Genomic DNA, 25,589 nt, shown 5'->3' with positions numbered 1-25,589 from the left:
TTGGCTTTGATGCGAACTTCCTGGCGTCGCAGTAGCAGAGCCTGATCCCGCGCGAACGCATGTAAGGCTCAGGCTCCCTCGCCACAGGTGCAGCATTCATCTGGTATTTATTTCAGCGCGGGGTCGCCGGGGTTGAGTTTTTTCCAACTCTGCATGACCCCCTGCGCTTTCGGCTCCTGGCCGTTTTCCAGGTAGTACTGGATCAGCGACAGCCGTGCATTACGGTTGTACGGCTGGCGCTGGAGCAGGTTTTCCAGTTGTTCGCAGGCTTCGTCGACCTTGCCACTGTCATGCAACGCCACCGCTAGGACAAAGGCGTACTGGGCGTTGGCCGGGTCGAGGCGCACGGCGTTGCGCAAATACGTCATGGCGCTAGCCGGCTCACCTGCACGAATCGCCATCAAGCCTCGGGTGTGTTGCAACAGCGCCGCGTCCGGGTGCTGCGCCAACTGATCCACGATCAGGTCTCGCGCTTCCGGCCCACGGCCATTGGCTTCCAGCCACTGCGCCAGGGTCACCAGCGCCGGAAAGAAATCCGGGTCGCGCAGCAGGGCGCTGCGCAGTTGGGCTTCGACTTTGTCGCCACGGCCGCTGGCCTGGTAGAGCATCGCCAGGTTGAGGTTGGCTTCGGCGCGCTCCAGCAGGCTCAGTTGCACCTGTTCGTATTCGGCGATGGCGCTGCTCCACGCCGGGCCCTGGCTTGGAACGCTGAGCAAGTCCCGCGCGGCGAGGATGCGCACGGCGCGCACCGGATCACGCAGCAACGGCCCATAGAGGGCGACACGCTCCGGGGGCGGGAGCAGGGCGCTGACCGCACGCACGGCACTCTCACGCACCTGGGGCGCCGGGTTGCCAAGGTCCTTGGTCGCCAGTTTCAACGCCTGTTCACTGGGGTAATTGGGCAACTCCACCAGCAACGTTGCACGCTGGATCGCCGGCAGGTTGCCTCGCGCCAGCTGTTCATACAGCGCCTGGGCCGCGCCCGGTTGGCCGCCCCGAATCAACGCCATGTTCTCGGCGTAACCCGGTGCCTTGAGCACATCACGGGCGCCGGGTGGGATGCTGAAACTGTGGTCATGGCGCAAGTCATTGCCCATGTACACCTTGCCGGGCATATGGCAATCCACGCAAAAGGCGCCGGTTTTGCCCATGTGCGCGGCGCCGTCGTAGTCCTTGGCCTGCAAGCCGCGCCCGTCCACGGTGGCGATTGGGGTCTTGCCAGCGGTGTTGTGGCATTGCAGGCATACCCCATTGCCTGGCGCCTTGAGTTCAGCGCTGTGGGGGTTGTGGCAGTTGCTGCAGCGCACACCTTTGTCGGCCATCTTGCTTTGGGCGAAGGAGCCGTGTTCGAACACTTCGTCCTTGATCTTGCCGTCCAGGGCATACAGCTCGCGGGTCAGTACACTGGGCAGGTAGTCGTCCATCAGCCGTTTGCCGACGGTAAACCCATCGCCCAATGGCGCGCGGCGGGCGTGGCAGCGGGCGCAGGTTTCGAGCTCGACGGTGGCGTCCTTGTCTTTCAGGTCTACGGCGAAGCCCATGTGCAGCAAGTCGCCTTTTTTAGCGGCCCATTGCAGGTGGTTGGACGCCGGGCCGTGGCAGGCCTGGCAACCGACGCCGAGGCTGTTCCACTGGCTGTCGAAGGTGTTGTTGACCGCGTCGAAATTACGTTTGTAGCCGGTGGTGTGGCATTCGACGCACATGAAGTTGGCGTTCTGGCTGGGTTTGCTCCAGTGCAGCGGGTTCTTGACGTTCACGCCCTGGCCGGGGTAGAGGTGAAACCAGCGGTTCTGCTGCATATCCCAGGCCACGCCAAGGGCTTGCAGGCGACCGTCGCCCACGTCGATCAGGTATTGCTGCAGCGGCGCGATGCCAAAGGTGTACGCCACCTTGAAGTCGGCGGGCTGGCCGTCGGCCCCCGGGGTATTGACCCAGAACTCGGCGCCCCGTTGATAAAACCGCGTGGTCTCGCCTTCGGCGCTGAACGTGACGTCATTGAAGTCGGCGGGCACCGTCTGCGCCGTCGCCACCTGCATCGCCAATTGGTGGTGGGAACCTTGCCAATCCTTGGCCTGGGCCTGGTGGCAGCCCTGGCATTGCTGCTCATCGACCATCTGCGCGGGGGTAATCACCGCTGGCTTGGCGGCGACAACGGGCGCTGACAACCGAGGCGTGCTGGCTTGCAGGAAAAACCAGATCCCGGCCATGGCCAACAACAGCAACACAATCAATACGGGGTAGAGGTAACGACGGGATGGATCACGGTGGGGTACAGCTTTTTTGGCTTTTTTGGGCTCTGGCATTCCGACTTCCGCTGTCTTGATGCGTGGACGCTCTACGGCGCGCTTAAGCTGTGTGCAGCTTTGACGCAGGTCACAGGTCTGTCAAACCCGGCAGATGAAATAACCGCGATTTCCCCAGAGTTGGCTATACCTACAGCTCAATGTTTCAGTGATGACCGCCAGGGAGTTCAATGATGAAACTAAGGCTAGTGATCAGCACGCTGTGTGTCGCCTCGCTCGGACTGACAGGCTGTGCCAGCAAAGTCACCCAACCGGACGAGTATTCCGGTTTTCTCTCGGACTACAGCCACCTCAAGGAAGCCAAGTCACCGTCCGGTGCCGAGGTGATGCGCTGGGTCGATCCCAAGCTGGACCTGAGCCGCTACACCGCCGTCTACGTCGAGCCGACACAGTTCTACCCCAAACCCCAGGCCACCGCGAAGATCCCGGAGAGCACGCTCAACGGCATCAACACCTACTACAACCAGGCGCTCAAGCGTGAGTTGGAGAAGTCCCTGCCACTGGCCAACGCGCCTGGCCCCGGGGTGATTGTGGTGCGTGCGGCGATCACCGCCGTGAGCAGCAAGACTGAAGGCCTCGCCCCGTACGAATACATTCCGGTAGCGCTGGTCGTGGCCGCCGCCAGTACCGCGTCTGGCCACCGTGACCAGGAAACCACCCTGGGCACCGAGGCGCAGTTCCTTGACGGTGCCAGTGGCAAGGTGATCGCCCAGGTGGTGCGCAAAGGCACCGGCAAGCCGCTGGCCAACGAAGCCCAAGTGATGAAGGCCGACGACGTGAAAAGCGTGATTGATGGCTGGGCGTCGGACTTGCACCAGTCCTATGTAAAGCTGAAAAAACACTAAACCCCGCAACACCACAAACCCAATGTGGGAGCGGGCTTGCCCGCGAAGGCGGCCTGCCAGTCAACATCGATGCAGCAGATCCACCGCCATCGCAGGCAAGCCAGCTCCCACAGTTTGATCGGTGCAAACCTGATCCAGCATGCGAACGCGATAGCGGTGGTTCAGTCACCTGATGCAGTGGCTGACACTCCGCTTCCACAAGGCGCTGCGCAAAACCAGCGGTAGTACGGGTTGGCACTGTCCTGCTGCAACACCTCTCGAATATCCCGCCCCCAGGCATCGCGATCACCGTCATAGGCATGCAGGCTGGCGCGGTAGAACTGCATCAGGCGCTGCTGTTCGGCGCCGAGGGTGCGCGTGAAGGCGGCGTCGGCATTGCGCAGCGGTGCGGGCACGCGCAGGTCGAGCAGGGCTGGCAGGACGCGGGTGATCTCTTTGCTGCGTACCCACGGCGCGTATTCGATGCGCGGCTGGTCGTCAGTGACCGGCAAGGCATCAGCGGCGAAGCGTTCCAGGCCCTGGCGATCAGTGACCCACGTCGCCAACAAGGTGGCGGCCGAATCGATGCCCACGTCGGCCAGTGCACGACTGACGCCGGGTTGGTCGAAACGCTGGCGGATGCGCGCCGCGTCCAACTCGATGGGCTCGCGAGAGCCCACCAGCAGCATCTCGTGAAACTCGCTGGTCCACAGCGAGGCATACGGGAACACATTCAGGAAGCTGCGCACCAGCGCGCGGGAATCGTCGATGTTTTGCGTCGGCAACGGCAGCCACTGGGCCAGCAGGCCGTTTTTCTCCAGGCGCGTGGCAGCCAATTGGTAGAAGTCCTGGGAATACAGGTTGACCACGCCAGCGGCGGAGGGCGGCGGCGGTTCGAGGGTAATCAGGTCATAGGCGTGCGGGGTGCGCAGCAATTCCTGGCGACCATCGCGCAGGCGCAGGTCGATGCCGGGGTCAGTGGCCGCATTGAAATTGCCTTTGAACAACGGCGCCGCGTCGATCACCGCAGGCAGCAGTTCGGCGACCACACGCTGGTCCAGGCCGGGATAACGCAACAGCGCACCCGCGGTAATGCCGGTGCCGAAGCCGATCACCAGCGCCGACTTGGGTTCACCGTTGTGAATCAACAGCGGCAGCAACGCCTGCACCCGCATGTAGCGCAGCGACGGCATGGCGTCACCGGTATTCGACACGCCCTGGATATACAGGCGCTGAAACGCCCGCGCACCCTGGCCTTGGCTGACCACCGCGACCGTCGCGCCCCGGCCTTCCTGATAAAACGCGAGGTTGGCATTACGCGCCCCCGGCAGCAATTTCGCCAGGCGATCCACCGGCGTCAGCAGCGCTACGGCCAGTGACACCAAGCCCAGTGCAACCACCGCTTGGCGCCGGCCCTTTTTCACCCCATGGCCGCGGCGCACAGCCAGGTAACCCACGCCCGCAGCAATCACCGCCAGCAACCCCAAGGTGCGCACCAACCCCAGCCAGGGAATCAGCACAAAACCGCAGAGCATTACCCCGACGATCCCGCCCAAGGTGTTGAAGGCCACGACGGCGCCCACATCACGCCCCACATGGCGGTTGCCGACACTCAGGCGCAGCGCCAAGGGAAACGCCGCGCCAAGCAACAGCGTCGGCACAAACACAATGCACAGCGCCGCCACAGCAAACCGTGCGCTCATCCCTGGCAACTCGCTACCGCCCAGGCCCAGCACCAGCGCTTCGGCCTGGGTTTGCAGCAGCACCAGCCAGCGTCCGAGCAGGGCGATTTCCAGCAACGCGACCAGCCCCGCGCCCGCAATCAACAGGCCAAATACCCCCCAGGGATCACGAATCCGTGCCACCCGCCGCGACATCATTTGGCTGCCGATAAACAACCCGCACAGGTACGTGGCGAGCACCACGGCAAACGCATAGGTGCGCGTACTCATGAACTGCACGATGGATTGCGACCAGACCACCTCATACCCCAACGCCACGCCACCGGCGATGGCGTACAGCACCAGGGCCAGGCGCGCCGGCGGCTCACTGCGTGTGGGCGCGACCACCACCGGCGCGTGATGGCGCACAGCGGCCAGCGCACCCGCCGCCGCGACGAGGTTGAACAGCGCCGCCACCAGCGCACTGCCACGTACGCCAAACTGTGCGATCAGCACAAACGCGGTGAGCAACGTGCCGACGATCGCGCCAGCGGTGTTCGCCGCGTACAAGCGCCCGCCCGCCTGGCTCAAGCCTTTGGCATCGATGCTCAGCGCACGCACCAGCACCGGCAGCGTACCGCCCATCAACAACGCTGGCAGGCCCACCAGGGCAAACGGCAGCGCCCAGGCCAACAGGCCGATGCGTACTTCCAGCCAGGCAAAAGGTAACGCAGCCGTGCCCAGCGCCCACGTGGCGCCAACGCCGAACAGGGCGACTAATAATTCCAGACCTGCATACAACAACAGCGGCCGCGCGAAGCGGTCCGCCAAACGTCCGAACAGCAGCCCACCGAGGGCCAGCCCGGCAAAAAACGCGCTGATGCCGGTGGTGATCGCATACACCTCCACGCCGACCACCAGCGACAGTTGCTTGATCCACAGCACCTGGTACACCAACGCCGCGCCGCCGGAGATGAACAGGAGGAGGGCGGGGATCAGGATTGAGGGGGTGTGGCTGACGGCTATCGGCTTGCTGGCGGTGCGTGTGGTCATAACCAAATCCCAAATTGCGTAGAGAACCCTGTGGGAGCGGGCTTTTGTGGGAGCGGGCTTGCTCGCGAAAGCGGTAATTCAGTCTATACATTCGGCGACTGGCACACCGTCTTCGCGAGCAAGCCCGCTCCCACACAAGCCCGCTCCCACATTTGCCCTGTGTTGTGTCAGTTATTGAGCACTGCCTGCTTTTGTCTTCTCCGCAATCTTCGCGTCCACGGCCGAGCGAATCTGATCAATGCTAAAACTCGCCGGCTTCTGGCTCGGCGGGTATTCAACAAAGGTTTGCAGGAACTGCGCCGACTTGGTCACCGCCACCGCCACCAGGTAGACGTTTTTCGTGCTCCAGTCGTAGTACTGATCAGAGACCACGTCCGCCCGTTCATACGGGTCCATGCGCAGGTTGAAGATCTTCGGCACCCGCAGGCACACGAAGGGCTCGCTCCACACCTTGAACCCACCGGGCGCACGTTGTTCGCAGTACACCGCCTTCCAGTTGCCAAAGCGCGCCGAGACCAGTACCCCGTCATCGTTGAAGTAGTAGAACTCGTCGCGGGCGCCTTTGGGTTGCTGACCGGTCAGGTAGGGCAGCTGGTTGAAACCGTCCAGGTGCACCTTGAAGCTCGCCCCCCCGGAGGTCGGTGCCCAGCCCTTGAGCAACTTGTCCTTGACCTCGGTGTCACCCGCAGCCGCGAGCAGTGTGGGGAACCAGTCCATGCCCGAGAACAACTCGTTGGAGACCTCGGCCGGCTTGATCTTGCCCGGCCAGCGGATCATCGCCGGTACGCGATAGGCGCCTTCCCAGTTGGAGTTTTTCTCATTGCGAAACGGCGTGGTGGCCGCGTCCGGCCAGGAGAACTGGTTCGGCCCGTTGTCGGTGGTGTAGACCACGATGGTGTTGTCGGCGATTTTCAGGTCGTCGAGGGTTTGCAGGAGTTTGCCCACATCGCCGTCGTGTTCCAGCATGCCGTCGGCGTATTCGTTGCCGGGCATGCCACTCTGGCCTTTCATCGAGTCACGCACGTGGGTGAACAAGTGCATGCGCGTGGTGTTCATCCACACGAAGAAGGGCTTGTCGGCTTCGGCTTGCTTCTTGATGAACGCCTGGGCGGCGGCCGTGGTTTCGTCGTCGATGGTTTCCATGCGCTTGGTGGTCAAGGCGCCGGTGTCTTCGATCTTGCCGTCGGCAAAGCTGTGGATCACCCCACGGGGCGAGTTGGCCTTGACGAAGGCGGCGTCGTCCTTGGGCCAATAGGGGCGCTCGGGCTCCTCTTCGGCGTTGAGGTGATAGAGGTTGCCGAAGAACTCATCGAAGCCGTGGTTGGTGGGCAGGTATTCATCCTTGTCGCCCAAGTGGTTCTTGCCGAATTGGCCGGTGGCGTAGCCGAGGGACTTGAGGGCCTGGGCAATGGTGATGTCGCGCTTTTGCAAGCCCACCGACGCCCCCGGCGCGCCGACCTTGGACAGGCCAGTGCGCAACGGCGTCTGCCCGGTGATAAACGACGAGCGCCCGGCGGTGCAGCTGTTCTCCGCGTAGTAGTCGGTGAACATCATGCCTTCCTTGGCGATCCGGTCGATATTCGGGGTCTTGTAGCCCACCACACCCATGGAATAGGCGCTGATGTTGGTTTGCCCGATGTCATCGCCGAATATCACCAGGATATTCGGCTTTTCAGCGGCCCAGGCGGATGCCGAGGCCCCTATCACCGAAACTGCCACCAGGGCGAGTTTCGGCAGCCACTTACGTATGCGAGTCATAAGACTTGCTCCTTGGTAGGGCTTGAGTCGCAGTGCTTGCGACCTGCGGATTTGCTTATTGCACCTCTGCTTGCACAGCTGGATCGAAGGGGTAGATGCGGCGCCAGTCGCTCGCCATGCCCACCACGGTCCAGTGCTGTGTCCTGGCCAGGTCCAACGCCTTGTCCAGGCGCCCCACCTGAGAATTGCGGTCATAGGCCCATTCGCGCTGGGCGTCGGTGTGGTGCACCAGGCCCATCAAGCGCTTGCCTTTGCCGGCGGCGGTCCACTGCAGCATTTGCAGGTCGCCGTCGGAGTTGCCGAAGGCCAGGATCGGCCGCCGCCCGATGATCGAATCGATGCTTTCCGGCTTGCCCGGGCCGTCGTCGTTATGGGCCAGCTTGGCGGTGCGCAGCACTTGCGGCTGGCCGTCCTTGAGTTGGTATTGGGTGACGAAATTCGAGCCGATCACCTGCTCCGGTGGCACGCCGTAGACCTCTTCGGCAAACGCGCGCATAAACGCGGTGTCGCCGCCGGAGACGATGTAGGTCTTGAATTGCTGGCTGCGCAGGTAGTCGAGCATCTCCAGCATGGGCTGGTAGATCATTTGGTTGAACGGCTTGCCGGTTTTCGGGTGACGAGCCTGTTTTAGCCAGTTTTTCGCGTTGTCGATAAACGCTTCGGTACTGACTCCCGTGTGAGTGGCGCCGATGATTTTCAGCAGGCCGTCCATGCCGCTGGCGGCGAGCGCCTGGTGATCGCCTTCAAGCACCGCCTTGAAGGGTTGGGTGGTTTGCCACTCGGGGTGCTGGGGCGCCAGGCGCTTGACTTCGTCAAAGGCGAACAGCACTTCGAAATACGCCGGTTGTTCGGTCCACAGGGTGCCGTCGTTGTCGAACACAGCGATGCGTTCGGCCGGCTTGACGTAGTCCTTGGAACCTTCAGTGGTGACCGCCTGGACGAACTCGATGATCTGTTGTTTGTTCGCGCCTTCATTCCACGAGGGCAGCGGGTCGGCGGCGAAGGCGGGCAAACTCAACAGGAACAACAGGGGCAGGGCAGAACGCAGCGACGTCATGGCAAGTCCTTTTCGTGACGGGGGTTCAGTGGAAGCAAGCGTAGTCGACGACACCACCAACGCAATGCAGCCCACGTTTTTCGCAAGGTCCAGGCCAGGCGCGGCCAGAGCCTGTGCAGCAGATAACCGGCAAGGATCAGCGCCGCGACGCATGCCAACCACAGCAGCACGTGCTGCGACAGTTGCCAGCGCGGGTGTTCGATGGAAAACGTCGGCGTGTAGGCGCTGATCGCCTGGGCCTCAATGGTGAGCGCCGGCCATTGCGCCACTTGCAGGCGCTGGTTGCGGCTGTCCCACCACTTCACGCTGATGGCCGGCAGGGTGTAATGGCCGCCTTGTTCGACGCGGTACACCAGCGCATCGATGCGTTGGCCGCCGGTGACGGCACCGCGTCCATCGTCGAGGTTGCTGATGCTCGGCGCCTGCGGGTACAGGCGCAGGCCGTTGATCCGCGCGGCGGTCGGCGGCGGCAGCGACAAGCCTGGGGTGTTGTCGGCTTGCAGGGTAAGGGTGCGGGTCAGGCTGTCACCGACCTTGAGGTCGTGGGCGGCGAGGGTCTGGCTCAAGCGCACCGCACTGGCCACCAGCACCGGTTCGCCGGGCGCGAAGCCTGGGGGCTGGCTCGCATCAAAGGCCAATGGCTGGCTCTGCGCACTCAACGGCGCGCTGGCCTGTCCGGGTTGGGCGCTGACCGTCAGCGCCGGCACGTTGAAGTGTTGCGCCACGTTCGGCGTGATGCCGTAGCTGTAGCGCATGCCATAGAACGTCTGCCCGTCGATCACCTCGGTGGTGTGCTGCGCCTCGCCGTTGGGCGGTTGCACCCGCGCGCCGGGCAGCTTGAGGTCTGGCAGGGTCGCGGCGGCGGTAAACCAGGTGTCGGTCAAGACATCCACTTGTACTTGCAGCTGCTCGCCGACCACCACCGAGCTGCCCGGCAGCAATATGGCCTGCACCCGCAGTTGCGGTTCGGCCGCCCACAACGGCCCGGCGAGCAGCAACAGCACGCCACAGCAGCGATTCATGGCTGCACCGCCTGGTCCTGCAGGGCGAATTTTCGCCGCAGGAAAGTGGCCGGCGAGGTGGTCAGGTTCTGCAACCACAGCGCGTCGTTGTTGGCTTGCTCGGTCTGCACCGTCTTGCTCTGGCCCTTGCCGGGGGCCTTGTCGAACTTGACCTCATCGGGCTTGACCTCGGGGGTGTTGTTCGCCGCGCTTTCGGTGTCCTTTTTCAAGGCGATCGCCAGGGCCAGGTTGGCGCTGGCTTCGGGGAAATCCGCTTGCAGTTGCAAGGCGTGTTGATAGGCGCTGATGGCGTCATCGAACTTGAAACGGCGCACATGGATATTGCCCAGGTAGAAGGCCGCTTGCGGCGTGTTCATTGCGGCGAACGTGGTTTGCGCCAGGTCGTAATCGGCGGCGTTGTAGGCAGCGATGCCTTTCCAGTACGGGTCGACAAACCGCGCAGCAGCCTCGGGGTAGTGGTGGTGTTCGAAGGCCCAGCGACCTTGCTGGTCGGGCGTGAGGAAGGGGTTGGCCTCAACCTGCGTGGGGGGCAGCAACAGGCCCAGCAGCAACAGCGCCGTCCAGTTCAGGTTCCAGCCGCGCCGTATGCTGAACAGCACCAGCACCAACAACGGCCAGCACAGCCAATAACCGGCGTCTTTCCACTGCAACAGGCGCTGTTGCTCGTCGGCGGCCTGGAAGTGTTGCTGGGCATGGCGCTCGATCCAGTCCAGGTCGTCGTCATTCAAGGTCAGGCTGGCCAGCGGCGCGTGGGTGGCTGCGGCCAGTTGCTTGAGCGTGGGGCTGCTGCCCAGGCCGAGCACCAGTACTTGCAGCGAACCTTCCGTGAGCGTGGGCAATTGTGCGGCGCCATCGGTCACCAGCAGCAACGTGCCGGGCGACTGTCCGAGCAAGCGCCGGGCCTGAGCGATCACCCCGGCGACGTCCTTGCCCGGCTTGTCGATCAGGTCGGTACTCAGGGCCTGGATAAAGGTGTCGAGCAGGGCGGGATCATCGGTGGGCGGCAACACCAGGTGCGCGCTGCCGGCGTACACCAGGAGCGCGGTGCGTGCACCTTGGCGGCGCTGGATCAGGTCGTGCAGTTTGTGTTGGGTGGCGGTCAGGCGGGTGGGCGGCACATCGGCGGTGTCCATGGACGGCGACAGGTCCACGGCGATAATCAGCGGCGCGCGGTTTTCGAGAAAGCCCGGGCGATCCTGCTGCCAGGTCGGCCCGGCAGCGGCGACGGCGCCGAGCAACAGCACGGTGCTCAGCAGATGCACCGGGCGCACCCGATGCGGGTCGCTGGGCGTCAGCAGCAGATACGGCAGCAGGTGCGGGGCGATATGGCCGCGCAGGCGTCGTTGCAGGTCACGGCTGCGCCGCCAGAGCAGCGGCAACAACGCGCCAAACAACGCCAGCAACAGCCAGGCGGGGCGCAGGAAGTGGAACTCACTCAAGTCCATCCGCCACCTCCCGTTTGAAGTATCGCGGCCAGAGCGCTGCGATCACGTGATACACCGAAAGCATCACCAGCGCGGCCCCCAGCGGCCACCAGAACAGGTCGCGCTTGGGCTGGTGGCTGAGGGTGTTGACTTGATGCGGGGTGATTGTGTCGAGGGTGGCGTAGACCTGGTTGAGACTGTCGCGGTCCTCGGCACGGAAATAGCGGCCGCCAGTGGCGTTGGCAATCCCTTGCAAGGCACTCAGGTTGACCTTGGCTTCACCATTGGCCTGGGGGTCGCCAATGCCGATGGTGTGGATGACCACGCCCTTGGCGGCGGCCATGTCGGCGGCGTGGTCCGGGGTGATCGCGCTGCTGGTGTCGTTGCCGTCGGTGAGCAGGATCAGCACCTTTTGCGGCTCATTGGCCTGGTCGAGCAGCTTGAGGCCCAGGCCGATGGCATCGCCGATTGCCGTATTGGGCCCGGCCATGCCGATGCCGCTGTCGTCCAGCAAGCGTGACAGGCTGGCGTGGTCGAGGGTCAACGGCGCCTGCGGGAAGGCGCCGCTGCCAAACAGGATCAGGCCGATGCGGTCGTCTTTTCGGTGTTGGATAAAACCCTGCACCACCTGTTTGACGGCGGCGAGGCGGTCGATCTTGTGGCCGTCGGCGTCGGTAAAGTCCTGGGTTTGCATGGACTGGGAAATATCGATGGCGAGCATCAGGTCGCGCACCGGTTGCTGGCGTTCGATGGGCTTTTCCACCCACACCGGGCGAGCGATGGCCAGGACCAACAGGCCCCAGACCAGCAGGTTGAGGCACAACTGCGGGCGATTAGTGCGCGCGCCATGGGTGGCGGGGACCTCACCAACCGCTTGGCTCATGCCGCGAAAAAACGGCACGCGCACCGCGCTGCGCGCTTCCTGGTACACCGGCAAATAGCGGTAGGCCAACCACGGCAACGGCAGCAGGAGCAGCAGCCATGGGTAGTCAAGCTGCCACACGGTGTTGCTCCACCCAGGCTTTGCACTGGGCCAGTAAATGCGGGTGCTGCAACGGCGCGCCGTAGGCGAGTTGCGCCAGTTGTTCGCTAAAGTCCTCAGGCACCGGCGCACCGGCATGGCGTTGCAGGAAGGCTTGCCACTCGGCCCCGCGCAAGGTCGGCACGCGCTGGTGCTCTTGCGCTGGCAGCGGCATCGATAGGGCGACACGCTTGAGCAAGGCCGGCAGTTCGCGCAGGTCGCTGATGCGCTCCAGCTGCGCCAAGGCTTCGCGTCGATAGGCATTGCGCCGCCAGTGCAGCCACTTGCGCACACCCAGCACCAGTAACCCCAGAACCAGCAGCCCCAGCAACACGCCCCAGCCCCAGGTCTGCGGCCAATAACTGACGGGCGCGGGCAACCCCAACTCCTGAAGCTGCTCGATGCTCGGCACGTGGGCGTTCACCGGCGCTTCCCCAGCTCATTGCGCAACTGCACGGCGGCAGGCGAGGCCGTGCTGATCATCAACAGCGGCACTTGGCTGCGGCGCAACAGGCTGGCGACGTCTTTGAGGCGACCGCCGAGATAATCCCCCAGGGGCTGGCGCACCTTGCGTTGGCTCACCGCCAGTTCCACTTGCAGTTGCCCCTGGGTGATGAGCAATTGCCCGCTGCTGGGCAGGTTGAGCGCCAGCGGGTCATAGACCTGCAATGCCACCACGTCGTTGTGTGCCGACAGTTGTTGCAGCAGTTGCAGGGTGCGTGGGCCGGCGCCGGCAAAGTCGCTGACCAGGCAGATCAGGTGGTCATGGCCGGCCACGGCCAGGCATTGCTGCAGGACCCGGTCCAGTTGGTCGTCGCCTTCATGGTCGGTGTTGCTGGCCTTGAGTTCAGCGTTTTGTTGCGCGATACGGCTGCACAAGGCCTCCACGCGCTTGCGGCTGCGCAACGGCGCCACGCTGTCGATGCGGGCATCGTTGAACACCAGCCCACCGACCCGGTCCCCGGCGTTGAACACCATCCACGCAGCCAGCGCGCCCAGTTCGGCGGCGACGGCGGATTTGAAGCTGCGCACCGAGCCAAAAAACATCGACATGCGCTGGTCCACCACAATCAGCGCCGGGCGGTCGCGTTCTTCGGTAAAGGTGCGCACCACCGGTTTGCCGGTGCGCAACGATGCGCGCCAATCCAGGTGGCGCAGGTCATCGCCCGGCTGGTAGCGGCGCAGTTCATCAAAGTTGAGGCCGCGCCCGCGCAGGCGTGAGGCGTGGTTGCCGGCCAGCAGGCTGCCTTGGGGCTGGCGCGCAACAAAGCTCAAGCCCCGCGCCTGGAACTGCAAGGCCATCAACTGCGCCAGGCTGACGTAGACCAGGCCGTCGGCGTTCATGCGGGCAGCGCCACGGTGCTCAGCAGGCGGTCCAGCACCTGGTCCGCGCTGACGCCATCGGCCACCGCGTCATAGCTCAGTTGCAGGCGATGGCGCAGCACCGGGTGGAGCACCGCGTGCACATTGTCCGGGGTGACAAACCCCTGGCCCTGCAACCACGCATCGGCGCGCGCGCAGCGGTCCAGGCCGATACCGCCACGGGGGCTGGCGCCGAGGCTGATCCAGCGCGCCAGGTCGGGATCGTAACTGGCGGGATGGCGGGTGGCGTTGATGAGGTCGATCAGGTAGCGGTCGATGGCCGGGGAGACCTGGATCGCGCTGACTTCCCGGCGGGCGGCGAAGATCACCTCCTGCGCCAGGGTGAAGCCTTGGATGGCCTGGGTCGCGGCGGCTTGTTCCTCTTCGCGCAGCAGGCGCAACACCTGGCCTTCATGGTCGGCGCTGGGGTAATCCAGCAGCAGCTTCATCACGAAACGGTCCATCTGCGCTTCCGGCAAGGGGTAGGTGCCTTCCTGCTCGATGGGGTTTTGCGTGGCGATCACGATAAACAATGGCGGCAACGGGTGACTGGCGCCGGCCACGGTGATCTGGCGCTCCTCCATGGCTTCCAGCAACGCGGCCTGGACCTTGGCCGGGGCGCGGTTGATTTCATCGGCGAGGATCAGGTTGCCGAATAACGGCCCGGGCTGGAAACGGATCTGGTTCTGGCCATCGACCTGGTGCAGCACTTCGGCGCCGGTGATGTCGGACGGCAACAAGTCGGGGGTGAACTGGATGCGGCTCATCTGCGCATCCAGGTGCCGGGCCAGGGCCTTGACCGTGCGGGTCTTGGCCAACCCCGGCAGGCTTTCCAGCAGCAAGTGACCGTTGGCCAACAGGCCGAGCAGGATCTGGCGGATCACCTGGTCCTGGCCCAGGACACTTTCGGCCATGCTGGCTTGCAAGGCTTTCACATCATCGAGCGCGGTCATGCCATTGCTCCTTGAAACGCTGGGTCACCAGGGGGCGGCGACCACGATCTAATGTTCACAGCATGAAAGTTGGAATCACCGGGATGAATGACAGGCGGAAATTCCAGCGCGGGCTGATCTGATCGTCGGCGTGGATCACCGAGTACTGCACTTCACCGGAGATACGCACCGGTAGCTTGCCGACATTGACGATGCGTCCTGCGCCGAGACCGATGGGGAAGTTGACCCGATTACCGCCGTCGGCTTTCCAGTCCACGGTGATATTGGGCGTCATGCCCACCCGCCATTGGCTGGGGCCGGGGATGGCGCGCTGGATGAAGTACTGGATATTCGTCAGGCTGACGTCCTTGCGCCGCGAGTCGCCGCCGACCGACCACCAGTGCTGCGGGAAGAAGCCCAAGGTCCAGTCTTCACCCAGGTAAGCGGCAACGAATGCCGGGCCGAGGGCATATTTGCCGGTGCCCAGCACGTCTTTCTCGGCGGTGGGAAACATCGCGGTCGGGCCCACGCCCCAGACCAGCTTGCCGCCGTTGGCAAAGCGGATCGGTTGCTTGGGCGAGAACACGCCTACATAGGCCATGTCGCCAAAACCCGAGGTGCGGTCGAAGGGGTCGTTGACCACCGCGGGGAAATCGCGGTCGGTCAGCACGCCATAGGGGCTCATGCCGATCAGGTTGCCAGCCTTGGCATTGACCGGGGCACTGACGTAGCTCAGGGGAATACGGTTTATCAGGTTCCAGTCCGCGCCGATGGCAATCGGGAAGGTCGGCATGAAACTGTATTTTCCCAGGTAGCGCGTGCCGTTGCTGTGGGGGCCTTTAAGCGCGCTGTAGTCGAACTGGTTGAACAACAGCACCAGGTTGCCCACCGGGTTGTCCATCAGCTTGGCGATCTGTTCGGTAGATGGGTCGCAACCGGCCTTGACCACTTGCTTGAGGTCGATATCGAAGTCCTGCTGCAGGCGATGGCAGGTTTCGGGGTCGGCCTTGGGGGCGGCAGCGGGTGTGCTGCCGAGGTCGGGCAGGTTGGCCGCGGATACACCGCAACTGGCGAGCAGGCCGAAGATCAGCGGCGAAGCACACAAACGGGCACGTGAAATCATGGCGTTACATATCCTTGTAAACGGCCTGAAATCGGGGGTACGCGCCCGGCCTACAGCGGCCGGGCGCGTGGTGTTACTTGAGCGGTGTCAACGGCGGCAGCTTCCATTGACCGTTACCCACCTCAGGCTTGGGCAGGTAAATACGCAGCACGGCATAAAACGGGCCCGGCGGGGCCGGCAACCAGTTGCTCTGTTCGGCTTTCGGCGGCTCGTGGTGTTGCAAGGCCAGGGTCAGGCCGCCATCGGCGTCCAGCTTGAGGTCGGGCAACATGCGCGAATTAATCAGGTAGCGTTTCTTGTGGTTGGGCACCAGCAGCTTGGTCTTGGCGTCGTACAGGGTCAGCGACCAGAACGCTTCGGCGGGCGGCAGTTGGTCCTTGGCGAAGTGCACGGTGTAGCTGTGGCGCGCGCCGTTGGCCGGTTTGCCTTCGCTGTCGACGAAGTAGCTCAGGTAGATCGCTTCGTCGGTGGAGTTGCCGAAAATCCCCAGGTCGGCACCGGCGTAGCGGTACAGGTAGTTGTTTTTCAGGCGGTCACGGCTGCCGAACAGGTCGCCGCTGGACACTTGGTGAGTGTCGATTTTGTCTTTCTTGAACGCGGCAAACTCGGCGCGGCCATCGGCGATCCCATCCTCCAGGGCCTTGCGCTGTTCAGCCGTCAACTGATTGGTCTTGAACGGCGCGCCTGGGGCGATGCCGATCTTGGCAAAACGGGCCAGCAGGTCTTTTTCGCTGTCCTGGGGCTGGGCAAACGCGAGCATGAAGTTCAGGTAGCGAAACAGCTGCGGGCCTTCGGTCATGGTGGCCGTAGGCTTGGGCCACTCGATCTTCGGCACGGCGGCCGGCGCCGGTTGTTTCACGTAGCTGCTCAGGGGCTGCACCTTGTAGCCGGCCTGGATCTGCTTGACCTTGCCCAGGTCTTTTTCATCGAACAGCTGGGTGCGATAGAGGGCGTAGGCGATGTTGCTTTCGCTGTACACCACGCGGTCGATGTCCACCGGCTGCTGGCCTTTCCAGTCCGGGCCGGCAACCATGTAGTGGCCGCCGTTGTTGCCGGTGCTGCGGGTGCCCAGGTAGGCGAAGTTCTGTGTGTACAGGTCGATCAACTGCACCGAGTAGTAACGGTTGTCGTCGATTTTCGGCAGGGTCAGCACCTGGGGTTCGCGGCGCAGGTCCATCCACACGAACGAATAGGGGGTGTCCGAGTTCGGGGTGACGAACGCGGTGTCCTTGGGGCTGAACACCTGCGCGGTATTGCCAATACGGTTGAACGGTGCCTTGAAGTTGGCGCCGCCTTTGTCCACGGCCTGGGTGTACAGGGTCTTGTACATCGCCACCACCGGGTAGCCGTACAGGTAGGCTTCCTTGGCAATCGCCCGCGCCTCGGCCGGGGACGCGGTAAAGTCGGCCAGGGCGCCGGTGCTCATGAGTATCGAGAGGCTCGCCAACAGCAGGCGCGTCGGTTTTCCAATCATGTTGTTGCGTCCTTCCAGAGATCTTTTTAAGGGCGTGGGATGAAGGCGCCGAGTTAACCGGTTTATTTGCCGAACGTCACGTTAATCCCTGCGAACAACGTGAACTGTGGCAAGCCATCGCCGATGCCGGTGCTGTATTCACGGTGGGGATCGGGGCGAGATTGAGCGGACTGTTGCTCTTGTTGGCGGTCTCGGCATTGTCGGCCCGAGCAGAAAACCCGGGCAATACCAGTGCGCCCAGCAACAATGCCAGTGCAGTCGATGACCTGAACATGCGAGTTCCCCAATTCCCTGGAAACGGGCCCGAACATGCAGGAATCGATGCGCTCGGGCAGCCCTGTTCACTAAGTCGTGTAGGGCATGTCGTTTGAAGCTAGCAGTTAAATCCAGACACGCTAGCTATCCGAACGAATTAGTTGCTTGGTGTGGGGGGTATCACGGTTTTCAGGCGGGCAGCATCGATTTGACTTTGTCCCGCAGTTGGTCGATGGAGAACGGCTTGCCAATCACCTGCATGCCGGGCGGCACGTCGATGTTTTCTGCATAGCCGCTGGCAAACAGGATGGGCAGCGCAGGGCGCAGCTGGCGTACTTGGGCCGCCAGTTGTTTGCCGTTCATGTCCGGCAGGCCGACGTCGGTCATCATCAGGTCGATCACCTGGGCGGCGTCTTGGACGACCGCCAATGCTTCTCCAGCGTCTGCAGCTTCAAGCACGTTGAACTCCAGTTCTTCGAGTACATCGACGATCAGCATGCGCACGATGGCGTCGTCTTCGACTACAAGGATGGTGGAGGCGCCGGGCATAGTGAGAATTCCTGAAAAATGAAGGTGCTGGTCTGAAGGTTTGGAGCGGCAACTCTGTAGGGAGTGGTGAGAATGCCAGCAAGTTCCGAAACAATTGCTGGCATTGTGACTGTAACGCTAGGGATTGTCCCAGCTGTTGAACGTTACAACGGCACGTTGGATAGATTACGCACAACGTCAGGATCGATTCCGGGGCGTGTCAGATCGCTGAGTTCGAATTTGCTGACACCGAACAACCGTGCGCCGAAGGGGGATCGCTCGGTGTTCAGCACTGCGGCCGTCTTGCCGGTGTTCAACACGTTGCGAATGCCTTTTTGCATGGCCTCCGGTGTGGTGAATGTGGCCAACCCGCCATTCGGATCGTAAAAAAACCATTGCTTCTGGCCATTCTCAATCTTGGCGCCCGCCAACAGTGCGTGATCCTTGGAGGCGATTTTCATCAGCATCGAGGCTGAGGCGTTGCTCAGGTCCTCAATAATATCTTCCGCGCCCCTCATCACCGCTCTGTTGCCATTATGGAACGCATCGAATTGCGTAACCTGGTCTTGAAGGCTGCGCAGCTCATTTATGAATGTCCTGGCCGCTGGGGCGTCGACGTTCTCAGTGACCTTGCGCATGTTGTTCAACAGTTGATCTTGCTTGCCTGTTTGAATCGCCACGGCCATCGCGTAGGTCAAGCCTGCGCATTCACCCAAGGAGGGCAGGTCCGCATGGGCGTTGTAAAAGCCCTGGGAGAGAGCGTTCACGGTGGTACCAGGCCCTTGCACGTCGTGCTTGAACATTGACGTGGCGTAGTTGGCATTGATGACATATCGACTCCTCAGCTCCCGGGCCAGAACCCCGAGTTCGAACGGAGGACGGTTGGGACGCTCGGCCAACTCCCTTAGTTGTCGGGAATTCATCTGCGGGCGGTAGTCAGCGATTGTTTGAGGGCTCCCGGCATTAAACCCCTTATTGAACGCGGGCAGGTTCGCCGGGGTCTTGGCATCAGAAAGGTTATTGAACAACTTCATGTAGTCAGGCGTGAACGTACTGCCTGGCGGCGCGCGCAACAAGGGGGCGCCCAGTGGGTAAAAGTCTTCGATCGGCAGGCCGTAGGGCTTGTTCGCGACGTGATCGTATTTGTACCAACGATTGTCTTTAAGCACCGCGGCGCCTTCAACGTCCAGGTCGCCCACCTTGTAGTTGCCGATCAGCGTAGGGCCGTGCTCCTTGCTGACCGCATGCAGCAGGTCATAACTGCCGGTGGCCCCCCGCAGCTTGTTGACGCCTTGCAGCGCCTTGGCGCCGATCTGCTTCAGGCCATTGCCGGCGAGCCGGACGGCGCCCACCGCCAAATCGCCGACCCCGTCCAACGGGTTCAGCGCGCTGATCGTGGCTGCGCCGATGGTTTTTGCCACCTTATAGGCCTTGGTCGCTGTAGACAGCGCAGTGCTGCCAATTTTCACGGCCTTGCCCACGGTTCCTGCGCCGGCGGTCAAAAACCCGAAAAGGTCGACGGCCAGGTCATAGACACCATCGCCCACATTGCCCTTTTGAAAGTTGACAATGGCCGAACGAAAAGGGATTACGTCCAACACTACATTCACGACGTTGGCGATCTTCTTGTCGCGCAGTTCATCGGTGGTAAGACCTTTGGCGTGGTCCTTGATGTCTTGGCTGTCGAGGTTCAGGTGTTTGACAAAGGTGTCGGCAATGGCCAGGGTCCGTGGCGAGACAAAGCTGTCCGACGGCGCATCCGAGGCTTGTGGCTGGGCCTGCGCGGGAAGTGTCTCGGCGAACGCCTGGGTTTTGTCCACGCGGCTCCCGGTGTGCTTCTCGTAGGCCGCGGCTTGCCAAGGCAAGGCGTGGGTGATGCTGCCTTTGTCGAGATCTATTGCGTACGCGGTGGTCTTGCCGTTGCGCGTGATACTGACCATCAGTTCCTTGTCGGTTGGCAGCGGGGTGGTACTAAACGCCCCTTTACCCAACTGATAAGCCGTCTTCTGAAAGAAACTGACTTCGCCCAATTCGAAGTTCTGGCGGTCTTCCAGCGGCAATTGTGCAATCAGGTGCTGGATGCTCGTGCCCACGGCTTTTTTCTTGGCTTCGATCCCCTTGGCCAATTCCGCCTCGAAGGCATTGAGTACCGTAAACCGTTTGTTGGCATTGAGTTCCTTTATCGGAAGACGGCTATCGGATGAGCGGAAAACCAGATTGCGATCCTTCGAGCTCATCATGGCGATATCCAGCATGGAGTGCTCGCCGGCCATGACCACGGTCTCGCGCGCAGGTGCGCCGTTATCGGGGTAGTAACGTTGCAAGACCTTGATGGCCTTTACTTCGAACAACGCCTCGTGCCCGGGGAAGCGTTGTTTCAATTCGGCCAGGGCCATTTCCTTGCGCGAGGGCAGCGCTGTGTCCAAGGCCTGGGTGGCGCTCATCATCTGCGTGACACGGGTGTTGAACGTGTCGATCAAGGTCTTCAGGTCGTCGGGGGTGTAGAGCGAATCGTGCTTCTTGGCCATCACCCCATTGGCGGCCCCCCAATCCAGCAGCGCCGCGGTTTGCGCGTTTTCGCTGACGGTTTTATCGACCAGGTTGACCGCCTGGGCGTCGTGCATGACCTGGGCAAAGGTCATGTTGGCGACCTTGCCCGGTGTCTGCGCCTCTAGGGTTGCCACTGCAACCACCAGGTTGAGCCACGCCGGGCTGCCGTAGGTGACATTGCTGGGGATGTCTTTGACCAGATAAACCGGCGCCCGGCTCGCCAACAGCAAATGCGCGCTGGCGCCTGCCGTCGCTTGGCTGGACTTGCCTTGGTCGATCAGGTGCTGCTGCAGGCGTTCAACCACCGTCGACAACGGCTTGCCGAAATGTTCCGGGCTCGCCAGGTCAAAACCGGCCACCTTGTTGCGATCAAACGCCGTGGCAGACGCCGGGTCCAGTTGAAGGTTGATGGCGGCGAGCAGGAAATCGGTGTCGCTACTCTCGGTTGCAAGGCCTTGCATGTTTTCCCGCAGGGCCTTGCCCATCGCACGTGCCTGCGGGCTGTCGAGCAGAGCATCCAGTAGCTTGGCCGGATGGTTCAACGTATCCGACCAGAGTGGCAGTTGATAACGCAGGAACTCCAGCACGCCACCCTGGGTCGTGGCCACTGTCGGCTTGTTGCCGAGGTGATGGGTATGGGTTTGGGTGAAGGTGGCCAGGCGCGCTTGCTCGTCAGCGCTCAAGGGCACCGGCCAGGACAAGGCACCGCCCAGGTTGCCCAGTGGATGTGCCAACGCATTGTCGTTCACCTGTTGGGCAAGCTTTACCAAGGACGTGTAATGGGTTGGCAGCGTCAGGCCCTGGCGGGTGATGAACGTGTCGAGGCTCAGGCTGCGCGCGGAGGATGAATGGGGTTGCGCCGCGATTTGCGCGGCCTTCAACGCAGCCTGCACGCTTTGAGGTGAGGCCTCGCTGCCCAGTTGCGCGACGATTTCATTGAGCTTTTGCCCAAGTCCCTGCAGGGTTTGTTGCTTGTCCAAGGCCAGCCGCAAAGCGCTAGGTTGCGCCTGGGAAGGGGTGGACGGCGCCGCGTTGTCCGACCACTGCCGTTTTGGCGCGCTCTGCAGGATGCGTTGAGTAATCAGCCGGCTCAACGTGCCGATGTGGGCGGGCGAGTGAATCCCCAACGATAACCCCAGCAGCCGCTCCACCGTCATGCCGGGCTTGTACCCTTCAATATCTTCGGGCTTGCCATCGTGATAGCCGTCCTCAAATGCCTGGAGGTGTTCGGCGCGGGTCGCGCGTTCATATTCGCGCGTGAAATCACGCAGGGCGCCGTCGTTGGGCGGGGGCTCGTTGGCGCTCGCGGGGAAGTTGGCATAAGCCCATGTGATGAATTTGAGCAGGTCTGTGCCGCCGTCCGGTTCCAGCGCCGGTAGCCGTGAAATGACGGGAACCTGCGTCGAAGGCGCGGGCGCGTGCGATGGATTCAACCAGTCGTGCGTTTTGACCAAACTGTTAATAAACATACCTATCGGCATTTTGGCGTACCTGCAAAGAGGGAAGGGACGCGCGTCAGCTACCCAGTACCCTGACGGCGTACGCATGAGTTTCCCTGCGCGACAAAAGCGTTCCGGCGCAACGGCCGGGATTCTGTTTGTAGGTATGTGCCTACGAGGTGGGTTATCAATGCGCTTGCAGGTCGAGCGTGAACGGCGGCGAGTGAACACCGGCCTCGCACGCCTGAGGGAGGGCACCACTAACGGCCGTAACGGCGGTTAGTGGTGAGAAGGGCAGTTACAACGTGATATCCGAAAGGTCCGCCACGGCGTTGGCGTCGATACCTGCGCGGTTCACATCAGAGGGCTCAAATGTACTTACGGTGTATTTTCGGGCCCCCGTAGGCGACTTGAGCGTGTTGTTGGTCGCGGCAAGTGTGCCGCTGTTCAGCAGCTTCTCCATGCCTTCTTGCATCGCCATCGAATTGTTGAATTTGACCAAGCCTGCGTTGGGGTCATAAAAAAACCATTCTTTCTTGCCGCTTTCGACTCTTACGCCTGCCAGCATGGCATGGTCGCGAGTGCCGATTCTCACGGTTGTGGATGTCTGGAAAGCGGCCAGTTTGGAGATGATGTCCTGATACCCGACGTCGACAGGCTGCACCCCGTAATGGAACGATGCGGGGTTTTGGACCTTGGCTTGAAGGTTGCGCAGATCGTTGATGAATTTGTCAGCACCAGGGGTTTTCGGACCATCCGCCACCTTGAGCATATTCTTCAGGAACTGATCCTCTTTGCCGGTATGGATGGCCAGTGCCATGGCATACGACATTCCGGCACACTCGCCGATAGATGGCAGGTCAACCTTGGCGTTGTAGTGGATTTGCGAGGACGGCGTGATCTTTACACCCGGCCCAGCCACATCCTGGGTGAGCAGCGACGAGATGTAGGTGGCATCTTCGAGGTACTCGTTTTTGAGCTCCCTGGCCAAAATGCCCATTTCTTCCGGGCGTCGATTATCCGCGACGGCCAACGCCCTCAGTTGTTTGCTGCCCATGCCCGGCTGATACCCAGGCAAAGACTGCAGACGCCCGTTCGCGTACCCCGCGTCGAAGGCCGAACGGTTCGCTCCCGTCCGCGCCTGGATCAGGTTGTTGTGGAGCTTCACACTCTCACGCTCCGCCGCTCCGTTGAGCGTGGTCCGCAGCTCGGGTGCCCCCCTTGGCGAAAAATCGGCGATGGGTGGGCCGTAGAGCTTGTTCAGCGCGGGGTCATATTTAAACCATTGATCATTTCTGAGCGCCGCAAGCCCCTGTGTCTCTACGTCACCCACTTTATAGGTGCCGATCAGTGTCGGCCCATGCTCCTTGCTGAGGGCCTTGAGTAGGTCATAGCTGCCGGTCGCCCCTCGTAAGCTGTTGACGTACTCAATACCTTTTGATGTCAGAAACTTTAGGCCTTTGGCGGCGAACCTGGACCCGCCCACCAGCGCATCACCCAAGCCGCTCAGCGGGTTGAGTGCGCTGACCGTGGCCGAACCGATGACTTTTGCGGCCTGTAGCACCTTGTTCGCCGTAGACAGCCCACTCCCTGCAATCTTGAGCACTTTGCTGGCAGCCCCCGCGCCGGACGTGAGGAAACCGAACACATCCAGCGCCAGGTCCAGTGCGCCCTCGGCGTAGTTGCCCTTTTGAAAGTTGACGATCGCCGAGCGAAAAGGCACCAGGTTCAACGCAAACTCGCTGACGGCCTCGATTTTCTTGACATGTTTATCCAGCGTCGTGAGGCCCTGCGCCTGTGCCTTGATGGCGGGGTTGTCGAGCTCCAGGTGCTGGACAAAAGCGTCGGCCAACACTTGCGTGCGGGTGGACGAAAAGCTGTCAGGCGGCGCTGAGCTCGATGATGGATTCGCCTGGCGCAGTGACTCGCTGCCAGCGGGTTTGTACGACTTGGTGACCGTCACATCATGGGCAACCTTGGTCTTTTTCTCGCCGACCCGCCACGGGTGGGTCTGTTTGATGCGGCCCTGGTTGAAGTCGATTTCGTAAGCCCGGGTTGCGCCGTTGTGCTCGGTTTTAATCAGCAGCTTTTCGTTCTTGGGGTGATTCACCCTGCTGGAAACACCGGTGCCTTGGGTATACGAGGACGTCTGGAACAGCTGCAACTTGCCTTGTTCCAGATGTTGCCGGTCCTCCACAGGCAATTGGGCAACCAACTGCTTGATATAGGTGGCAATGGCCGCTTTTTTATCACTGATTGCCTGGTCGAATTGACGATTGAAGGGGGCGACAACGTCAAATTTCCGATTGGCATTCAGGGCGGCGATCGGAATACGGCGGTCTTTGGAAAAATATTCCACGTCCCGGTCCGCCAGCTCCATCATGGCCACATCCAGCATTGAATGGGGGTTTGAGGCATCGGAGTTGTAGCCCTTGCCGTCATCCAACCCGCGCACCCTGCGTTTTATATCAATCAGCTTTTCTTCGAACAGTGGGCCCAGGTCACCGAAGCGCTCCTTGAGCTTGGCCAGCGCCAGCTCTTTGCGCGAAGGCAGCTCGGTGTCCAGTGCCGCAGAGGCGACCGCCATTTGCTGTTTGCGCGTATTGAACTGTTCGGTCAGCGCGTTCAATTCATCGGCGCTGTAGAGATGATCGCTTTTTCTCGCCAGCACGCCGTTGGCCACCCCCCAATCCACCAATGCCTCCAACTGGGCCCGTTGGGTGGTCGCAGGATCAGCCGCCCCAGCGGATCGGGCCTCCAGCATGACTTGGGTATAGGTCATGTTGGCGACTTTTCCCGGGGTCTGGGCTTCTATGGTTGCCGCCGCAATGGCCAGGTTGACCCAGGCCAGGCTGCCGTAAGTCACGTTTTGGGGGATGTTTTTCACCAGGAACGCCGGCGCACGGCTTGCCAATAACAGCTTGACCGCCGCCTGCGCCATCTTGGGGCTGGTTTTGCCCTGGCTGACCAAATGGTCGCCCAGTTGCCGCAACAGGGTGGTCGGCGGCTGGCCGATCAGTGCACTGCCGGCCAAGTCAAAGCCAGCGACCTTGTTGCGGTCAGGGTTGGTCATGGATTCGGGATCGAGCTCCAGGTTGATCGCCGCGAGCAAGTAGTCGGTGTGACTGCTCTCGTTGATCGCACCCTGCATGTACACCTGCAAATGTTTGCCCAACATCTGCGCTTGCGGGCTTGCCAGCAGTGTATCCAGCAGCTTGGCTGGATCGCTGAGTGTGTCGGCGGAGAGTGACAGCGGGTGATAGAGCCGCTCGAGGATGCCCTTGCCGCCGCCGGCGGCGGCGTCTTTCTGGGCACCTTCTTGCAACCGGCGCTGCTCGTCCGCACTCAAGGGCACAGGCCAGGACAGCGCGCCGCCCAGGTTGCCGAGCGGATGCTCCATCCCACGGTGTGTCACCGCTTTGCCCAGCCCGGACAGCGAAAAGTGATCGGTGGGCAGTGGCAGCCCAAGGTTGCGAATAAACGTAGCCAGGTCAACCTGGGTACCGGCCGCAGTGGGGTAGGACGAGTCGGCGTGTATTGGCATGCCTGTTTTGGTCAGCGCAGCCAGTACAGCCTCGGCAGTGGCGCTCTCGCCGAGGGTGGCGGCGATTTCAGCCAGCTTGAGGCCCAGGACGGTGAGGTTTTCCTTGTCACCCAACGCCGTGTTCAGCGGCGAGGCGTTGGCCTGGCTGCCTGTTTCGCCGTCGGTGGATCTGACGCGTCGGTGTGCGGCCAGCATTGGCGTAGGGAAGGTGCTGGGTGTCGGAGTTTGTGCAAGAGGATTTAGCATGGTTGGGTACCTT

Annotated in this window: 16 protein-coding genes; 1 reads left to right on the top strand and 15 read right to left on the bottom strand. The window is 62.1% G+C overall.

The genetic code is table 11. The features are described from left to right. Positions 1-107 precede the first annotated feature (107 nt). Positions 108-2,303 carry a tetratricopeptide repeat protein gene (locus NUV89_RS07900; protein WP_257780883.1) on the bottom strand — a complete coding sequence of 732 codons (2,196 nt, stop codon included), beginning with the start codon at positions 2,301-2,303 and terminating at the stop codon, positions 108-110. 173 nt (positions 2,304-2,476) lie between these two features. Between NUV89_RS07900 and NUV89_RS07895 the strand changes: the two genes are divergently transcribed. Further along, positions 2,477-3,148, top strand: coding sequence for a DUF3313 domain-containing protein (locus tag NUV89_RS07895; protein ID WP_257780882.1), 672 nt, complete (start codon positions 2,477-2,479; stop codon positions 3,146-3,148). A gap of 161 nt (positions 3,149-3,309) precedes the next feature. Here the strand turns inward: NUV89_RS07895 and NUV89_RS07890 are convergent, their stop codons facing one another. The 14 genes from NUV89_RS07890 to NUV89_RS07825 all read right to left on the bottom strand — a co-directional run bounded on the left by NUV89_RS07890 (position 3,310) and on the right by NUV89_RS07825 (position 25,576). Continuing rightward, positions 3,310-5,841 (bottom strand): fused MFS/spermidine synthase, encoded by a 2,532-nt coding sequence (locus NUV89_RS07890; RefSeq protein ID WP_257780881.1) that lies wholly within the window; start codon positions 5,839-5,841, stop codon positions 3,310-3,312. Between the two features lie 171 nt (positions 5,842-6,012). Further along, positions 6,013-7,599: an arylsulfatase gene (locus NUV89_RS07885; protein WP_257780880.1), complete on the bottom strand. Its 1,587-nt coding sequence runs from the start codon at positions 7,597-7,599 to the stop codon at positions 6,013-6,015. Between the two features lie 55 nt (positions 7,600-7,654). After that, positions 7,655-8,656, bottom strand: coding sequence for an HAD family phosphatase (locus NUV89_RS07880; protein ID WP_257780879.1), 1,002 nt, complete (start codon positions 8,654-8,656; stop codon positions 7,655-7,657). Further along, complete coding sequence (locus NUV89_RS07875) at positions 8,653-9,678, bottom strand: hypothetical protein (protein WP_257780878.1); 1,026 nt, start codon at positions 9,676-9,678, stop codon at positions 8,653-8,655. Before NUV89_RS07875 ends, NUV89_RS07880 begins: the two co-directional genes overlap by 4 nt. Beyond that, positions 9,675-11,123, bottom strand: coding sequence for a VWA domain-containing protein (locus NUV89_RS07870; RefSeq protein ID WP_257780877.1), 1,449 nt, complete (start codon positions 11,121-11,123; stop codon positions 9,675-9,677). The genes NUV89_RS07875 and NUV89_RS07870 overlap by 4 nt, the downstream gene beginning before the upstream one ends. After that, complete coding sequence (locus NUV89_RS07865) at positions 11,110-12,105, bottom strand: VWA domain-containing protein (protein ID WP_257780876.1); 996 nt, start codon at positions 12,103-12,105, stop codon at positions 11,110-11,112. Before NUV89_RS07865 ends, NUV89_RS07870 begins: the two co-directional genes overlap by 14 nt. Then, a complete protein-coding gene (locus NUV89_RS07860; RefSeq protein ID WP_257780875.1) occupies positions 12,092-12,547 on the bottom strand; it encodes a DUF4381 domain-containing protein in 456 nt (151 codons plus the stop codon). Before NUV89_RS07860 ends, NUV89_RS07865 begins: the two co-directional genes overlap by 14 nt. Continuing rightward, positions 12,544-13,467: a DUF58 domain-containing protein gene (locus NUV89_RS07855; RefSeq protein ID WP_257780874.1), complete on the bottom strand. Its 924-nt coding sequence runs from the start codon at positions 13,465-13,467 to the stop codon at positions 12,544-12,546. Before NUV89_RS07855 ends, NUV89_RS07860 begins: the two co-directional genes overlap by 4 nt. After that, entirely contained in the window at positions 13,464-14,438 is a 975-nt protein-coding gene (locus tag NUV89_RS07850) for a MoxR family ATPase (RefSeq protein ID WP_257780873.1), read from the bottom strand. Before NUV89_RS07850 ends, NUV89_RS07855 begins: the two co-directional genes overlap by 4 nt. Before the next feature lie 55 nt (positions 14,439-14,493). Further along, positions 14,494-15,540: a transporter gene (locus NUV89_RS07845; RefSeq protein WP_257780872.1), complete on the bottom strand. Its 1,047-nt coding sequence runs from the start codon at positions 15,538-15,540 to the stop codon at positions 14,494-14,496. A gap of 73 nt (positions 15,541-15,613) precedes the next feature. Beyond that, positions 15,614-17,014, bottom strand: a complete 1,401-nt coding sequence (locus NUV89_RS07840; RefSeq protein ID WP_257780871.1) for a DUF1254 domain-containing protein — start codon at positions 17,012-17,014, stop codon at positions 15,614-15,616. 444 nt (positions 17,015-17,458) lie between these two features. Then, positions 17,459-17,818, bottom strand: a complete 360-nt coding sequence (locus NUV89_RS07835) for a response regulator (RefSeq protein ID WP_257780870.1) — start codon at positions 17,816-17,818, stop codon at positions 17,459-17,461. Positions 17,819-17,961: 143 nt separating this feature from the next. Next, positions 17,962-21,894: a hypothetical protein gene (locus NUV89_RS07830; protein WP_257780869.1), complete on the bottom strand. Its 3,933-nt coding sequence runs from the start codon at positions 21,892-21,894 to the stop codon at positions 17,962-17,964. Positions 21,895-22,084: 190 nt separating this feature from the next. Beyond that, the gene (locus NUV89_RS07825; protein WP_257780868.1) at positions 22,085-25,576 is read right to left on the bottom strand and encodes a hypothetical protein; all 3,492 of its coding nucleotides are present in this window, start codon (positions 25,574-25,576) and stop codon (positions 22,085-22,087) included. Positions 25,577-25,589 lie beyond the last annotated feature (13 nt).

This window comes from Pseudomonas sp. 18.1.10, assembly GCF_024655625.1.
GTDB lineage: Bacteria > Pseudomonadota > Gammaproteobacteria > Pseudomonadales > Pseudomonadaceae > Aquipseudomonas.
This window is presented reverse-complemented; position numbering and strand designations above follow the sequence as displayed.

What these genes read in the sequence shown, in the direction of transcription:
- NUV89_RS07870 (WP_257780877.1), bottom strand. Translation starts at nt 11,123, where the DNA reads ATGGACTTGAGTGAGTTCCACTTCCTGCGCCCCGCCTGGCTGTTGCTG.
- NUV89_RS07850 (WP_257780873.1), bottom strand. Translation starts at nt 14,438, where the DNA reads ATGACCGCGCTCGATGATGTGAAAGCCTTGCAAGCCAGCATGGCCGAA.
- NUV89_RS07840 (WP_257780871.1), bottom strand. Translation starts at nt 17,014, where the DNA reads ATGATTGGAAAACCGACGCGCCTGCTGTTGGCGAGCCTCTCGATACTC.
- NUV89_RS07845 (WP_257780872.1), bottom strand. Translation starts at nt 15,540, where the DNA reads ATGATTTCACGTGCCCGTTTGTGTGCTTCGCCGCTGATCTTCGGCCTG.
- NUV89_RS07880 (WP_257780879.1), bottom strand. Translation starts at nt 8,656, where the DNA reads ATGACGTCGCTGCGTTCTGCCCTGCCCCTGTTGTTCCTGTTGAGTTTG.
- NUV89_RS07900 (WP_257780883.1), bottom strand. Translation starts at nt 2,303, where the DNA reads ATGCCAGAGCCCAAAAAAGCCAAAAAAGCTGTACCCCACCGTGATCCA.
- NUV89_RS07895 (WP_257780882.1), top strand. Translation starts at nt 2,477, where the DNA reads ATGAAACTAAGGCTAGTGATCAGCACGCTGTGTGTCGCCTCGCTCGGA.
- NUV89_RS07890 (WP_257780881.1), bottom strand. Translation starts at nt 5,841, where the DNA reads ATGACCACACGCACCGCCAGCAAGCCGATAGCCGTCAGCCACACCCCC.
- NUV89_RS07855 (WP_257780874.1), bottom strand. Translation starts at nt 13,467, where the DNA reads ATGAACGCCGACGGCCTGGTCTACGTCAGCCTGGCGCAGTTGATGGCC.
- NUV89_RS07825 (WP_257780868.1), bottom strand. Translation starts at nt 25,576, where the DNA reads ATGCTAAATCCTCTTGCACAAACTCCGACACCCAGCACCTTCCCTACG.
- NUV89_RS07830 (WP_257780869.1), bottom strand. Translation starts at nt 21,894, where the DNA reads ATGCGTACGCCGTCAGGGTACTGGGTAGCTGACGCGCGTCCCTTCCCT.
- NUV89_RS07885 (WP_257780880.1), bottom strand. Translation starts at nt 7,599, where the DNA reads ATGACTCGCATACGTAAGTGGCTGCCGAAACTCGCCCTGGTGGCAGTT.
- NUV89_RS07835 (WP_257780870.1), bottom strand. Translation starts at nt 17,818, where the DNA reads ATGCCCGGCGCCTCCACCATCCTTGTAGTCGAAGACGACGCCATCGTG.
- NUV89_RS07875 (WP_257780878.1), bottom strand. Translation starts at nt 9,678, where the DNA reads ATGAATCGCTGCTGTGGCGTGCTGTTGCTGCTCGCCGGGCCGTTGTGG.